This window comes from Alistipes sp. Marseille-P2263 (genome assembly GCF_018101075.1).
Taxonomy (GTDB): domain Bacteria; phylum Bacteroidota; class Bacteroidia; order Bacteroidales; family Rikenellaceae; genus Alistipes; species Alistipes dispar.
The window spans coordinates 126,324-139,492 of the sequence record NZ_JAGQEJ010000006.1 but is presented as its reverse complement, the minus strand read 5'-3'; the positions used below and the strand labels follow the sequence as shown (position 1 = coordinate 139,492).

Here is a 13,169-nt window from a genome sequence, read left to right as displayed (position 1 = left end):
GGAGGAGACGGGAACCGTATCCGGGTCTTCCCGGTATTATATGGATAGTATCTTCACCAGATCCAGCGCACCGCGGTCGATGCCCTTGTTGTGCTTGACCGCCTTGGCGAAGGGCACATAGACGATCTGCCCGTTGCGGATGCCGATCATCACGTTGCGCTGTCCGTCGAGAATCGCCTCGATGGCCGCTTCGCCCATGCGCGAGGCCAGAATGCGGTCCACGGCCGTGGGCGAACCGCCGCGCTGAATGTGTCCCAGAATCGTCACACGGGCGTCGTACTGCGGGAACTCCTTCTTGACACGTTGGGCCAGCGCCGTGGCGCCGCCCGTCTTGGGGTTCTCCGCTACGATCACGATCGCCGAATTCTTGCTCTTGCGGAAACCGTGGTTTATCAGTTCGGCCAACTGGTCCACCTCGGTCTCCATCTCCGGGATGATAGCGGCCTCGGAGCCCGTGGCGATGGCGCTGTTGAGCGCCAGATAGCCGGCCGTGTGGCCCATCACTTCGACGAAGAAGAGCCGCTCGTGGCTCGACGCCGTGTCGCGCAGCTTATCGACGGCCTCCATGATCGTATTGAGCGCCGTGTCGTAGCCGATCGTCGAGTCCGTGCCGCCCAGGTCGTTGTCGATCGTTCCGGGAAGTCCGACGATCGGAACGTTGTACTCCTGGGCGAAGATTTCGGCGCCTGTCAGCGAACCGTCGCCGCCGATCACCACCAGCGCGTCGATACCGGCCTCCGCCATATTGTCGTGGGCGGCCTTGCGTCCTTCGGGCGTGGTGAACTCCTGACAGCGCGCTGTCTTGAGGATCGTGCCGCCCAGTTGGATGATATTGCTCACGCTCTGCGACTTGAATTCTACGATCTCGTTGAACACCAGTCCCTTGTATCCGCGCATGATACCCTTTACGGCGAAGCCGTTGTAGATCGCGCTGCGCGTCACCGCGCGAATCGCCGCATTCATGCCCGGGGCGTCGCCGCCCGAAGTCAGAACGCCTATGCATTTGATTCCGGCCATACTCTCATTCGTTAAAAAACAAAACCGCCCAAAGATAGTGATTTTTCGGGTTTCCGCAAAAAAGAGGGGCGGCATTCGCGGCCGCCCCTCCGATCGGTGGATCGTCTCTATTCCGTTGCAGCCGAATCGGCCTGTCCGCCGGTGTTTTCCGCACCGGCCAACGCTTCGAGCGTGACGGTCGTCTTCCCGTCCTTCTCTCCGGTCTGCGCCTTGAGCGCCACGACCTCCCGTCCGTCGGAGTTCACCTTCAGTTCGCCCTGCTGCTTGTCTAACGTGATGTCGAGCGACTTCGACGGTACGGAGATATGGAGGGCCTTGCGGCCTTCGCGGACCACGCTCTCCTCGTCGTAGTTCTCCAGCAGCTCTTCGAGCGTCGTGATGCTGTCGTCGATGACGATCTCCTGCCGCAGCGCCTCGCGGAATGCGGCGCGCTTGTGGCGGATACGCTCCCCGACGTTCTCGTGGATGGCGATCGTCGAGCAGGCGATGATCGAAGCCAGCCACAGAAGGAAGATCGCCAGCACGGTCTTGCCGCCGGGCTTGCGCGAGGCGATCAGGCACATCAGTACGTAGATCAGCAGGATGACCGGGATGAGGACCGCGAAGATGCCCAGCACGGGAACCCAGAGCGTCATCTCCTGAAGGAATGCCGGCGAGAGCAGTTCCGATCCGCCGACGATCACGGCGAACAGCCCGATGATGAGGGCGCAGGCGGCCATGATAAGCCCGAAGACCAGCACCCCGGCGATGATTTTCAGCAGGATCAGCACCACCTGGCCGAAGAGCGACACGGCCTCCGCCACGATCGGTTTGGCCCGGGCGTCGGGGTCGTTGCTTGCGGCGGCCGCGGTGGTCTCCCCGATGGTCTGCGCCGTGATCTTCTCGCCGTTCATCTCCAGCTTCTGCCGGGCCGTGCGGGCCGCCGGGACGGCGAACCACATGATGAAGTAGCAGATCAGGAAGATGCCGAACAGGTTGCCGAACATCGGGCTGAACCAGTGCAGGAAGGGAATCCACCCGAAGCAACTGAACAGCAGCGGGAGGAAAAGTCCCAGCCGCACCCACACGGGGTCTATGTCGAAGTACCGGCCGATGCCGGCGCAGACGCCTCCCAGCTTGGCGTTCTCCGTGTCGCGGTAGAGACGGCGCGGGATGCGCGGGGTGTCGCTGTGCAGGTCGGCGTCTGCCGTCTCGGAGATGTCCTCGGCGGAGCCCATCTGGCGGATGATATTCTCGATGAGCGGCTTCTCGACGATGCGGGCGTTGTCTTGCGCCGAGAGGATCAGTTCGGCGATGCGCGCCTCGATGTCGGCGACGATCTCCGCCCCGTCGGCCGAATCCTTGTAGGAGCGTTTCAGGCTCTCGAGATAGGCGGCCAGCTCTTCGTAGGCGTCGGCGTCCAGCGTGAACGCCACGCCCGAAATACTGCATTTCTTGACCTCTTTCATGGTTTTGCGTGCTTGGGGAATGGATTTAGTTGCGGATGCTGCCGCCGCTCGATTTGCTCAGGTGGGTCGAGCAGTCGCCCGAGTAACGGATCGACGAACCGCTCGAGGCGTTGGCGCGGAGCGTTCCGGAGCAGTGCACCGAGGCTTTGGAGCCGCTCGAGGTGTCGATCGAGCACGTCGCGGCGTCGAGTTCGTCGGCCGAAAGCTTGGCGGCCGAGCTGAGGTTGGCACGGAATTGGGCGGCTTTGCCCGAAAGGGTGATCTTCGCGGCGCTCGACGCGTCGGCGCGGCACTCCTCGACGTCGAGGGCGGCGACGATCTTCGAAGCGCTCGACGCGTCGAGCGAGCACTTCCCTGCCTTGACGGCCGCTTCGACCTTCGCGGCGCTGGAGGTCTCGATCGAGAAATCGTCGGCGCCGAGCGCCGTGCGGCAGACGATCTGCGAGGCGCTCGATGCCTTGAGCGCACGGATCTTGCCGTTGGACGGTACGGTGACCGTCACGTGGGCGTTCGAGACGCTTCGGGCGCCTTTGCGGCCCTGGTCGAGTGCGACGCGCAGCGTGCCCTGCCGCTCCTCCACGACGACGTATTCCATCAGGTTGTCGTCTGCTTCGATGCGGATGCGGTCCGTGTTGTCGTCCGTGATGAGGACCGTGACTCCGCAGGCCGAGGAGACGGTCTCGAAGTCCGGGGCCGGGATCGTGCGGTCGATGAGGTTGCCGCTGCCGTTGATCCGGTTCGGGGAGGCGAGAACCTCCGAGGCGGAGAGGCCGAGGATGCAGCCTGCGACGGATGCCAGTGCACCCAGGATGACGAATATCAGAAGGATCTTTTTCATGGTTGTGATTTGTTAGGGTTTTGTCGTTTTCATGCGTTTTTCCCGTGGCGGATGACCTGAATCTGTCCGACGAGCTCGTCCCACGCCTCGTCGAGCGTGCGGAGGTACTCGCAGCCCTTCTCGGTCAGGGTATAGTATTTTCGGGGAGGTCCCTGCGGGGACTCCTCCCAGCGGTAGGTCAGCAGGCCTGCGTTCTTCTGCCGCGTGAGAATCGGGTAGAGCGTACCCTCGACTACGATCATCTCGGCCGCCTTGAGCTCGGCGATGATCTTCGGAGCATACGAGTCCCCGCGCGAGAGGATTGCGAGGATGCAATACTCCAGGATTCCTTTGCGCATCTGCGCTTTTACGTTGTCTTCGGCCATGGTTTCAGGGGTTTAAGCGTTTCGGGGCCTTGGGCACGATCAGCCAGAGGATGATGTAAACCCAGAGCGAGAGACCGCCGAAAAGAATCAGAATGAGGGTGGCGATGCGGACCAGCGATACGTCGAGTCCGAAAAATTCCGCCAGACCGGCGCATACGCCGGCGATGATGCTGTCCTGCGAGCGGAATAACCGCCTGTTGTCGTTCGTTGCCATTGTGTTTTATCGTTTTTTGTCGTTGAGCGTGAATTTGCGTGCCGGTTGTTCGGGAATGACGATCCAGAGGATGATGTAGGCCCAGATCGAAAGGCCGCCGAAGAGAATCAGCAGCAGCGTTACGAGGCGGATCATCGTCGGGTCGGCGTCGAAGTATTCGCCCAGTCCGCCGCAGACTCCTGCGATCGAGCGTTCGGTCCGCGAGCGGTAGAGTTTGCGCGGGGAGGGCGTTTCGTCCTCTTTCGGCGCGGGATCGCCGTTTTCCGACGCTCCGGCCGCAGCGTCGCGGCGCGGTTCCCCGAAGGCGGCCGGAGTGCCCATCTGGTTCATCGTGGCGCGCACGACGTCGAGCGTGATGACCCGCATGGGCGACGATACCCGCTCGCGGAAGATTTCGGCGATGCGGCGCTCGATGTCGCCCATCGTCTCCGTGTCGTCCTCCGGCAGACGGTTCCGGATGTCGTCCAGATAACACCGCAGCGTGCGGCAGGCGTCGTCGTCGAGCGTGAAGGCTTCGGAGCCGATGTTTACGGTAACAGTCTCTTTCATGGTCGTAAAGGTATTGTCGCAGGTTTGTTGTTTTGCGGGTTCTACTATTTTTACATTGCAAATATAATACTTGTTTAAGTATTATGCAATGCAAAGTACTATATTTTTTCGTTTGCATGCGATTTTTTTTCACGGAGCCTTTCCGAAGATTTCCGAAGGGGATGATGAATTATACATAGGTATGTCGTCGTACCGGCGGCATTTCGTGTCGCAAAGCGGTGTCGGGAAGGCCGCCGTATCGGATTTTTTCGTATCTTGGAGTGACCAAACCTTAAAACCTTACCGCAATACGATGAAATTCTTTGTCGATACGGCGAATCTCGATCAGATTCGCGAGGCCCATGCGATGGGCGTGCTCGACGGGGTGACGACCAACCCGTCGTTGATGGCCCGGGAGAATATCCGGGGCGAGGAGGCGTGCCGCCGCCATTACGTCGAAATCTGCCGGATCGTGCAGGGCGACGTGAGCGCCGAGGTGATCTCGACGGATTTCGAAGGAATGGTGCGCGAGGGCGAAGCGCTGGCGGCGCTCGACCCGCATATCGTCGTCAAGCTGCCGTGCACGGCCGAGGGAATCCGCGCCGTCCGCCATTTCGCCGAACGGGGCATCCGCACCAACTGCACGCTGGTCTTCTCCGTCGGGCAGGCGCTGCTGGCCGCCAAGGCGGGCGCTACCTACGTTTCGCCTTTCGTCGGCCGTCTGGACGACATTTCGGAAGACGGCGTGGAGCTGGTGGCGCATATCGTCCGCGTCTATCGGACCTACGGGTTCCGGACGCAGGTGCTGGCGGCCTCGATCCGCCACACGCGCCATATCATCCAGTGTCTCGATGCCGGAGCCGATGTGGCGACCTGCCCGCTCTCGGCGATCAAGGGGCTGCTCCGCCATCCGCTCACGGAGAGCGGGCTGGCGCAGTTCCTGGCGGATCATGCCCGGGTGAACGGATAGCCCGCCGGGCGGACGGGACGGAAGGGGCGGGGATGTCGCGGGCGGATCCCCGCCCCGTTGCGTGTCCGTTCCGGAGAAAAGATGTGAAAAATTGCAGGCGTATGTTGCGTTTCGCGCCTCCGTTTCGTCTTATGTGCAAATGAAGGAGTTGGACTTCGACCGAGATATCGTGCCGCTTCGCGACCGGATGTTCCGCTATGCGCAGAGCCTGCTGCTGTGCGCAGCCGAAGCGGAGGATGTGGTGCACGATCTGCTGGAACGCTTCTGGCGGGAACGGGAACGGCTCTGCGTGCGGAGCGATGTCGGCTCTTTCGTGATGACCGCCGTGCGGAACCGCTGTTACGACAGCCTCCGCAGACGCGAGGCCGACCGGCGGCGCGGGGAGGCGGCGGCCTGCCGGACGGATCGCTTCGCCGCGGAGGATGCCGAGCGGTGGGAGGCCCGCGAGCTGGTGCGGCGGGCGATGGCCTGCCTCCCCGAGCGGCAGCGGGAGACGCTCCACCTGAAGGACATAGAGGGCGTTCCGACCTGCGAGATCGCCCGGATGCTCGGCTGCGACGAAGCACAGGTGCGCGTAATCCTCTCCCGCGCCCGTCACGGACTGCGAGAGGCGTTGAAAAAATGGATGGACGATGAACGAACGACGAAAACGGATTGAGGAGCTGGCGGCGCGCTATTTCGAGGCCCGGACGACGGATGCCGAGGAACGCGAGCTGCGCGAGCTGTCCCGCGAGGGGGATTCCGGGATGACGGAGGAGTTGCGGGTGCTCTTCGGAGGGCTGGATGCGCTGGCCGGAGAGCGGATGCCTGTTGATCGGGGAACGGCCGTCGGGCGGCTGTCTGCCGCGGAGCGGCCGCATGTCCCGTCGGGCAGCAGGTCTGCCGGGCGGCAGCTCCGGATGCCCGGTTCCGGGATGCCGCTTCGGCGGAGCGTGCGGCGGAGCGTGCGGCGGTTCGTGCCGTGGTGGGGCGTCGCGGCGGCTGCGGCGGTGGCGCTGGGAGCGTTCCTCTGCGTGGAACTGCTGCGCGAGCCCTATTGCTATATCGACGGACGGGCGGTCTATGACCGGGAGACCGCCATGCGGACGACGGCCTATCTCGGTTCGTTCGCCGTACTCGAATCGCCCGGCCGCATCGTGGACGACCTGTTGGAAAACCGATAAAAAACCGAATATATGGACAAAAAATTGGCATTCACCGGATTCTTTTTGTTGTGTACCCTGCTTTCCGCCACGGCGCAGCAGGCCGATTCGCTGCGTATTCTGCCGGAGCCGCCGTCCGCCGGAGCGGGCGAGCCGATCGGGGAGGTGGAGAACGAGCTGGTGACCATGCGCCGCGGCAGCGACGACAGCAGCGTGGTTCTCGAGGTGGCGGGGTTCGGCCTGACGCTCGGACGGGCTTCCGACACGGAGACGGGCAAACACCGCGAGGTGAAATCCTATCCGCGCGTGTGCGGAGTGTTCTGCGACGGCATCGAGCTGGGTTTCAACACGCTGGTCGGTCTCGACTATGCGGGTTATCCGGCCGGAACGGAGGATTTTCTCGACGTGCGGCCCGGCAATTCGTTCCACTTCGGCATCACGCCGGTCGGTCTGGATATCGACCTGGACCGGAAACGGAAATTCGGATTCTCGACCGGTCTGCGCTATACGGTCGATAACTACCGGTTGTCGAACAATTCGATCACGCTGGGGCGCGAGGACGGCCGGATCGTCCCCGTGGCGCTGGACGAGCCGGCCGGCAAGTCGAAACTGCGCATCACGTCGCTCGGTTTCCCGCTGCAATTCTCCTACGAGCCGGTCCGCCATCTGAACATCGCGGTCGTCGGTTACTGCGATTTCACAGTCGGGGTCAATTCCATCTACAAGAAACCCAAGGTGAAGAACGGCCTGTCCGGAGTGAATCCCTTCCGGTTCGGAATCGGCGGGGCGGTCTCCTACCGCGGTTTCGGCGTCTATGTCCGCTACGGCATCACCCCGCTTTTCAGGAGCAGTGTCGGGCCGACCTGTCACCCGCTGTCGTTCGGTGTCTGTATCTTCATGTAAACGGAGGTGTCTATGAAACGGATCGTATTGTTGTTGCTGGCGTCGCTGCCGATGCTGGTGCAGGCGCAGAATGTCTCCTGGAAGTTTTTCGACCGTTATACGAAGGCCGAAGGGTTCACCAGCGTGCAGTTGGAGCGGAAGATGATGCGGATGATGAGCCGGCAGGCCGCCGAAAAGGGCGACGAAGGGCTGGCCGGACTGCTGGCCGGTATCCAGTATATCCGGATCGTGGCGCTCGACAAGGGGGACGGCGGTCAGTTCGTCGCCGATGCCGAGGCCCTTGCGACCGCTCCGGACAACCGCTTCCATCTGGTGATGTCGGAGACCGAAGGGGGCCAGACCACGAAATTCTATCTGCGCGAGGCGGAGTTCTACTACTATTCGGAGCTGCTGATGCTGACCTACGGCACGAAGGAGACCGTCGCGGTGAACATCTACGGGCAGTTCGATCTCAAGCAGGTCGCACGGCTCTCGTCGATCCGCCCGCAGCGGTAACGGTTCCGGTTTTCGGACCGGAACAGAGCGCACTTCATTAAGAGAAACACCCCGGCCTGAAACGGCCGGGGTGTTTTCGGTTTCGTCGGTTCGGGACTTAGTCCTCGAACTTCGCGGAGAGGAATTCGCGGTTCAGACGGGCGATATGCGCGATCGAGATGGATTTCGGGCATTCGGCCTGGCAGGCTCCCGTGTTGGTGCAGTTTCCGAATCCCAGTTCGTCCATCTTGGCGACCATCGCCTTGGCGCGGCGGGCGCCCTCCACGCGGCCCTGCGGCAGCTTGGCCAGCGACGACACGCGGGCTGCGACGAAGAGCATCGCCGAGCCGTTCTTGCATGTCGCGGCGCACGCTCCGCAGCCGATGCAGGCGGCGGCGTCCATCGACTCGTCGGCGTCGGGCTTCGGAATCGGAATGGCGTTTGCGTCGGGCACGGAGTTCGTGCGTACGGAGATGAAGCCTCCGGCTTGCAGGATCTGGTCGTAGGCCGAGCGGTTCACCACGAGGTCCTTGATGACGGGGAAAGCCGCCGAGCGCCACGGCTCGATGGTGATGGTCGCGCCGTCCTTGAACTTGCGCATGTAGATCTGGCACGTGGTGGCCGCCTGGCCGGGGCCGTGCGCGTGGCCGTCGATGTGCAGCGAGCACATGCCGCAGATGCCCTCGCGGCAGTCGTGGTCGAAGGCCACGGGCTCCTTGCCCTCGTGGATGAGGTTGTTGTTCAGGATGTCGAGCATCTCGAGGAACGAGGTGTCGGCCGAAATGTTCTCGACCTTGTACGTTTCGAATGCGCCTTTCGATTTAGCGTCCTTTTGACGCCATATCTTTAATGTAAAATTCATGGTTTCGATTCGATGATTAAAGTTTAACGTCAATTGGATTTAGTCCTTGTAGTTGCGCTGGGCGGGGTGTACGAACTCGAAATTCAGCGGCTCCTTGGTCAGCTCCGGAGCCTGGTCCATACCCTTGTACTCCCAGACGGCGGCATAGACGAACTTTTCGTCGTCGCGCTTCGCCTCGCCCTCTTCGGTCTGGTGCTCGACGCGGAAATGGCCGCCGCACGACTCCTCGCGGTTGAGTGCGTCGCGGGCCATCAGCTCGCCCAGCTCGAGGAAATCCGCCAGGCGGATCGCCTTCTCCAGCTCTACGTTAAACTCGTTTTCGCGGCCTACCACCTTCACGTCCTTCCAGAACTCCTTGCGCAGGGCCTGGATTTCGGTGATGGCCTTTTCGAGCGACTCCTTCGTGCGGGCCATGCCGACGTTCTCCCACATGATGTGGCCCAGCTTCTTGTGGATGTCGTCCACCGACTGCTTGCCCTGGATCGAGAGGAGTTTCGCGATCTTCTCCCGGACGCCCTTCTCGGCCTCGTCGAAGGCCTTGGTGTCGGTCTTCACTTTCGGAGCCTGGATCTTGTGCGAGAGGTAGTCGCCGATGGTGTAGGGCAGCACGAAATAGCCGTCTGCGAGACCCTGCATGAGGGCCGATGCGCCCAGACGGTTCGCGCCGTGGTCCGAGAAGTTGGCCTCGCCGATGGCGTAGAGGCCCGGGATGGTGGTCATCAGGTTGTAGTCCACCCAGATGCCGCCCATCGTGTAGTGCACGGCGGGGAAAATCTGCATCGGCTGCTCGTAGGGGCTGACGTCGGTGATCTCCTCGTACATGTCGAACAGGTTGCCGTAACGCTGCTTGATGATGTCCTTGCCCAGACGCTCGATGGCGGTCTTGAAGTCGAGGAACACGGCCAGACCCGTCTCGTTCACGCCGTAGCCGGCGTCGCAGCGCTCCTTGGCGGCGCGCGAAGCCACGTCGCGCGGCACGAGGTTGCCGAAGGCCGGGTAGCGGCGCTCCAGATAGTAGTCGCGGTCCTCCTCGGCGATGTCCGAAGGCTGCTTGGCTCCCGAACGGATCGCCTTCACGTCCTCGAGCTTCTTGGGAACCCAGATGCGGCCGTCGTTGCGCAGCGACTCCGACATGAGCGTGAGTTTCGACTGCTGGTCGCCGTGTACGGGAATACACGTGGGGTGGATCTGCGTGAAGCAGGGGTTGGCGAAGCCGGCGCCCTTGCGGTAGCACTGGAAGGCGGCCGAGCCGTTCGACGCCATGGCGTTGGTCGAGAGGAAGAAGACGTTGCCGTAGCCGCCCGTGGCGATCACGACGGCGTGCGCGCCGTGGCGCTCGATCTCGCCCGTCACGAGGTTGCGGGCGATGATGCCGCGCGCCTCGCCGTCCTCGATGACGATGTCGAGCATCTCGTGGCGCGGGTAGCTCTTCACCGAGCCGGCGGCGATCTCCTTGTTCAGGGCCGCGTAGGCGCCGAGCAGAAGCTGCTGGCCGGTCTGGCCGCGGGCGTAGAAGGTGCGCGATACCTGAGCGCCGCCGAACGAACGGTTGGCCAGCAGGCCGCCGTACTCGCGGGCGAAGGGCACGCCCTGTGCCACGCACTGATCGATGATGAGGTTCGAGACCTCGGCCAGGCGGTAGACGTTGGCCTCGCGGGCGCGGTAGTCGCCGCCCTTGATCGTGTCGTAGAACAGACGGTATATCGAGTCGTTGTCGTTCTGGTAGTTCTTCGCGGCGTTGATACCGCCCTGTGCGGCGATCGAGTGGGCGCGGCGGGGCGAATCCTGGATGCAGAACACCTTGACGTTGTAGCCCAGTTCGCCGAGCGAAGCGGCTGCGGAGGCGCCTCCCAGACCGGTTCCGACGATGATGATGTCGAGCTTGCGCTTGTTGGCGGGGCTTACGACCTTGATAGCTGCCTTGTGGTTGCTCCACTTCTCGGCGAGCGCACCGGCAGGAATTTTAGCATCTAATTTTAAAGCCATATCGTTTGTGTGTTTGTTGTTCTACGAATTGATTAGCAAGCGGCGCCTGCGATGCAGGGGCAGAGGAAGAAGACGAGCACCACGGCAGCGAACCCGAGGAACACGATCGTCGCCACGATATTGGCGATGCACTTCAGACGGGGATACCACGTGTCGTTGGCCCAGCCTACGGTCTGGAACATGGACCACACGCCGTGCGTGAGGTGGAACCACAGCGCGGCGAACCAGACGAGATAGAGCACCACGTAGTACCACTGCGAGAAGGTGTAGGCGATGAGCGACGCACCGTCGGCCGCGCCGAAGCCCAGCGAGTTGGTGTGTCCGCCCAGAATCTCTACGAGCTGCATCTTCGCCCAGAAGTTGTAGAGGTGGAGCAGCAGGCCCAGCAGGACGATGACGCCCAGCACGAGCATGTTCTTCGAAGCCCACGTCACGCCCGGCTCCTGCACCGTGACAGCGTAACGCTGCGAGCCGCGTGCGCGGTAGTTGTTCAGCGTGAGGACGATGGCGTAGATGAAGTGCACCACGACACCCAGCGCCAGAACGGCCGTTCCGACGAGTGCGTACCAGTTGGCGCCCAGCAGCTCGCAGATCGTGTTGTAGGCTTCGGGCGAGAGGATCGCCGTGACGTTCATCGACATGTGGAAGAGGATGAAGAGCACGAGGAAGCATCCCGTCACGCTCATTACTAACTTCTTGCCAAGCGAGGAATTAGATAGAAAACAGCTCATAATGTTTTGAATTTGTTTATATTTGTTAAAGATTTGTGTTTCCGTTGGCAAAGATAGCCATTGTTCGCGGAATAACAACAAAAACGGGCGGGAATTTTGTGCCCGGAAGGAGGGTTCGTATGACGAAAAAAGAGCTGCGCCGGACGATGAAGGCGCGCAATCTTTCGCTCGGGGCCGAAGCGCGGTCCGTGGCCTCGGCGCGGATATTCGGCCGGGTCGGGGAGTTGCCGGCCTTCGCCGCGGCGCATACGGTGGCGCTCTTCTCGGCCCTGCCGGACGAACCGGACACCGGGGGAGTGGCGGAGAGGTGGCGTGCGGCGGGGAAGCGGCTGGTTCTGCCGCGCGTCGAGGGCGACGCCATGCGCTTCTGCGACTGCGATCCGGCGGCGCTGCGGCGCGGGGCGTTCGGCATCGCCGAGCCGGAGCCCGGGGCGCGGACGTGTCCGCCCGGGGAGATCGACCTCGTGGTGGTTCCCGGGGTGGCCTTCACGGCCGGAGGTGTCCGGTTGGGACGCGGGAAGGGGTATTACGACCGTTATCTTTCGCAGGCGGAGTTCCGCGGGGCGACGGTCGGGGTCTGCTATGCGCACCAACTGGTCGGGGAGCTGCCCTCCGAACCGCACGACGTGGCGGTGGACTGCGTCGTGGCGGAGTGAGGCGCCGCGTATCGCGGCACGAAGCGTGCACGGTATGGCCGGCCGTGCGGAGTGCGTCCGGGACATTGCGGCAGGAGGTTCCGGACCGCGGACCCGACCGGGGTGTTCCGGCCGGTGCGGAAAGATAAAACAACCGTTGAAATGACAGGAGAGAAGGGTATGGGAGCGAAAAAACGCCGGGTTGCGCTCGTGCTGGGCGGCGGCGGAGCGCGGGGAATCGCGCATATCGGCGCGATCGGGGAGCTGGAGCGCCGGGGATTCGAGATCGCGGCCGTGGCGGGAACGTCGATGGGGGCGCTGGTCGGCGGCATGTACGCTGCGGGGCATCTGGAGCCTTTCCGGGAGTGGATGTGCGCGCTGGACCGCTATAAGGTCTTCAGCCTGGTCGATTTCGCCTTCAGCTCCGAAGGACTGGTCAAGGGCGACCGCGTGATCGCGGCGATGAAGGAGCTGGTTCCCGACGTGCGGATCGAACGGATGCCGCTGCCGTTCGCCGCCGTGGCGGCCGACCTGCTGACCGGACGCGAGGTGGTGCTCGACAGCGGCGGGCTGTACGATGCCATCCGGGCGTCGATTTCCATCCCTTCGGTTTTCCGGCCCGTGCGCCGCGACGGCATGGTGCTCATCGACGGCGGCACGGTCAATCCGCTGCCGCTCAACCGCGTGCGGCGCGAGGAGGGCGACCTGCTGATCGCCGTGGACGTCTGCGCCCCGTTCGCAGCGGCTCCGGCGGCCGGCAAGGTGTCGCTGAACTATTACCGGATGCTCACCGCCTCGTCGCAGATCATGCAGCAGCATATCGCGGGGCTGATGCGCCGGCTGTACCGGCCCGACGTCGTCGTGGAGCTGCCGGCCGACAGCTTCAGCATGTTCGAGTTCTACCGTTCGGAGGAGATCGTCGAAGCGGGGCGCCGGGCGACCTGCGAGGCGCTCGAACGCCGTGCGGCCGGGGACTGATATGGCATGGATTTTGTTAAAATCGGAAAAAGATTGCGGCGGTCCGTTTTTGAAGAATTCAAAGAATAATAAATAAGT

16 protein-coding genes are annotated in these 13,169 nt (G+C 62.7%); 7 read left to right on the top strand and 9 right to left on the bottom strand.

All coding sequences use genetic code 11. From position 1 onward, the window contains the following. Positions 1-36: 36 nt before the first annotated feature. The 6 genes from pfkA to KB554_RS08810 all read right to left on the bottom strand — a co-directional run bounded on the left by pfkA (position 37) and on the right by KB554_RS08810 (position 4,431). Positions 37-1,017, bottom strand: a complete 981-nt coding sequence (pfkA, locus tag KB554_RS08835; protein WP_141429023.1) for a 6-phosphofructokinase — start codon at positions 1,015-1,017, stop codon at positions 37-39. Positions 1,018-1,124: 107 nt separating this feature from the next. Continuing rightward, positions 1,125-2,465: a PspC domain-containing protein gene (locus KB554_RS08830; protein WP_211035661.1), complete on the bottom strand. Its 1,341-nt coding sequence runs from the start codon at positions 2,463-2,465 to the stop codon at positions 1,125-1,127. A 25-nt stretch (positions 2,466-2,490) separates the two neighbouring features. Then, positions 2,491-3,303, bottom strand: a complete 813-nt coding sequence (locus KB554_RS08825; RefSeq protein ID WP_141429027.1) for a head GIN domain-containing protein — start codon at positions 3,301-3,303, stop codon at positions 2,491-2,493. Positions 3,304-3,332: 29 nt separating this feature from the next. After that, a complete protein-coding gene (locus KB554_RS08820) occupies positions 3,333-3,668 on the bottom strand; it encodes a PadR family transcriptional regulator (protein ID WP_141429028.1) in 336 nt (111 codons plus the stop codon). A 4-nt stretch (positions 3,669-3,672) separates the two neighbouring features. Next, positions 3,673-3,882 (bottom strand): PspC domain-containing protein, encoded by a 210-nt coding sequence (locus tag KB554_RS08815; protein ID WP_141429030.1) that lies wholly within the window; start codon positions 3,880-3,882, stop codon positions 3,673-3,675. Positions 3,883-3,888: 6 nt separating this feature from the next. Further along, positions 3,889-4,431: a PspC domain-containing protein gene (locus KB554_RS08810; RefSeq protein ID WP_211035659.1), complete on the bottom strand. Its 543-nt coding sequence runs from the start codon at positions 4,429-4,431 to the stop codon at positions 3,889-3,891. 292 nt (positions 4,432-4,723) lie between these two features. Here KB554_RS08810 and fsa point away from each other — a divergent pair, with 292 nt between their 5' ends. The 5 genes from fsa (at position 4,724) to KB554_RS08785 (ending at position 7,920) form a co-directional block, all read left to right on the top strand. Beyond that, the gene (gene fsa, locus KB554_RS08805) at positions 4,724-5,380 is read left to right on the top strand and encodes a fructose-6-phosphate aldolase (protein ID WP_211035657.1); all 657 of its coding nucleotides are present in this window, start codon (positions 4,724-4,726) and stop codon (positions 5,378-5,380) included. A 139-nt stretch (positions 5,381-5,519) separates the two neighbouring features. After that, complete coding sequence (locus KB554_RS08800; RefSeq protein WP_141429034.1) at positions 5,520-6,038, top strand: RNA polymerase sigma factor; 519 nt, start codon at positions 5,520-5,522, stop codon at positions 6,036-6,038. Beyond that, positions 6,013-6,543, top strand: a complete 531-nt coding sequence (locus tag KB554_RS08795; protein ID WP_211035655.1) for a hypothetical protein — start codon at positions 6,013-6,015, stop codon at positions 6,541-6,543. The genes KB554_RS08800 and KB554_RS08795 overlap by 26 nt, the downstream gene beginning before the upstream one ends. Positions 6,544-6,555: 12 nt before the next feature. After that, positions 6,556-7,425, top strand: a complete 870-nt coding sequence (locus tag KB554_RS08790; protein ID WP_211035653.1) for an outer membrane beta-barrel protein — start codon at positions 6,556-6,558, stop codon at positions 7,423-7,425. A 12-nt stretch (positions 7,426-7,437) separates the two neighbouring features. Next, complete coding sequence (locus tag KB554_RS08785; protein WP_211035651.1) at positions 7,438-7,920, top strand: DUF4252 domain-containing protein; 483 nt, start codon at positions 7,438-7,440, stop codon at positions 7,918-7,920. Between the two features lie 97 nt (positions 7,921-8,017). On the opposite strand, the gene KB554_RS08780 is transcribed toward KB554_RS08785, so the two are convergent. From KB554_RS08780 to KB554_RS08770, 3 genes are read right to left on the bottom strand one after another with little or no spacing between them, the layout of a single operon-like run. Then, entirely contained in the window at positions 8,018-8,761 is a 744-nt protein-coding gene (locus KB554_RS08780; RefSeq protein WP_141429041.1) for a succinate dehydrogenase/fumarate reductase iron-sulfur subunit, read from the bottom strand. A 39-nt stretch (positions 8,762-8,800) separates the two neighbouring features. Beyond that, a complete protein-coding gene (locus tag KB554_RS08775; protein ID WP_141429042.1) occupies positions 8,801-10,747 on the bottom strand; it encodes a fumarate reductase/succinate dehydrogenase flavoprotein subunit in 1,947 nt (648 codons plus the stop codon). 32 nt (positions 10,748-10,779) lie between these two features. Beyond that, entirely contained in the window at positions 10,780-11,478 is a 699-nt protein-coding gene (locus KB554_RS08770; protein WP_141429045.1) for a succinate dehydrogenase cytochrome b subunit, read from the bottom strand. A gap of 119 nt (positions 11,479-11,597) precedes the next feature. Between KB554_RS08770 and KB554_RS08765 the strand changes: the two genes are divergently transcribed. Continuing rightward, on the top strand, positions 11,598-12,134 hold the full coding sequence (locus KB554_RS08765; RefSeq protein WP_211035649.1) for a 5-formyltetrahydrofolate cyclo-ligase: 537 nt from the start codon (positions 11,598-11,600) through the stop codon (positions 12,132-12,134). A 141-nt stretch (positions 12,135-12,275) separates the two neighbouring features. Continuing rightward, positions 12,276-13,091, top strand: a complete 816-nt coding sequence (locus KB554_RS08760; RefSeq protein ID WP_232522858.1) for a patatin-like phospholipase family protein — start codon at positions 12,276-12,278, stop codon at positions 13,089-13,091. Positions 13,092-13,169 lie beyond the last annotated feature (78 nt).

Coding starts and splice junctions, on each gene's coding strand:
- KB554_RS08790 (WP_211035653.1), top strand. CDS start 6,556: ATGGACAAAAAATTGGCATTCACCGGATTCTTTTTGTTGTGTACCCTG.
- fsa (WP_211035657.1), top strand. CDS start 4,724: ATGAAATTCTTTGTCGATACGGCGAATCTCGATCAGATTCGCGAGGCC.
- KB554_RS08770 (WP_141429045.1), bottom strand. CDS start 11,478: ATGAGCTGTTTTCTATCTAATTCCTCGCTTGGCAAGAAGTTAGTAATG.
- KB554_RS08800 (WP_141429034.1), top strand. CDS start 5,520: ATGAAGGAGTTGGACTTCGACCGAGATATCGTGCCGCTTCGCGACCGG.
- KB554_RS08780 (WP_141429041.1), bottom strand. CDS start 8,761: ATGAATTTTACATTAAAGATATGGCGTCAAAAGGACGCTAAATCGAAA.
- pfkA (WP_141429023.1), bottom strand. CDS start 1,017: ATGGCCGGAATCAAATGCATAGGCGTTCTGACTTCGGGCGGCGACGCC.
- KB554_RS08765 (WP_211035649.1), top strand. CDS start 11,598: ATGACGAAAAAAGAGCTGCGCCGGACGATGAAGGCGCGCAATCTTTCG.
- KB554_RS08795 (WP_211035655.1), top strand. CDS start 6,013: ATGAACGAACGACGAAAACGGATTGAGGAGCTGGCGGCGCGCTATTTC.
- KB554_RS08760 (WP_232522858.1), top strand. CDS start 12,276: ATGACAGGAGAGAAGGGTATGGGAGCGAAAAAACGCCGGGTTGCGCTC.
- KB554_RS08785 (WP_211035651.1), top strand. CDS start 7,438: ATGAAACGGATCGTATTGTTGTTGCTGGCGTCGCTGCCGATGCTGGTG.
- KB554_RS08775 (WP_141429042.1), bottom strand. CDS start 10,747: ATGGCTTTAAAATTAGATGCTAAAATTCCTGCCGGTGCGCTCGCCGAG.
- KB554_RS08830 (WP_211035661.1), bottom strand. CDS start 2,465: ATGAAAGAGGTCAAGAAATGCAGTATTTCGGGCGTGGCGTTCACGCTG.
- KB554_RS08810 (WP_211035659.1), bottom strand. CDS start 4,431: ATGAAAGAGACTGTTACCGTAAACATCGGCTCCGAAGCCTTCACGCTC.
- KB554_RS08815 (WP_141429030.1), bottom strand. CDS start 3,882: ATGGCAACGAACGACAACAGGCGGTTATTCCGCTCGCAGGACAGCATC.
- KB554_RS08820 (WP_141429028.1), bottom strand. CDS start 3,668: ATGGCCGAAGACAACGTAAAAGCGCAGATGCGCAAAGGAATCCTGGAG.
- KB554_RS08825 (WP_141429027.1), bottom strand. CDS start 3,303: ATGAAAAAGATCCTTCTGATATTCGTCATCCTGGGTGCACTGGCATCC.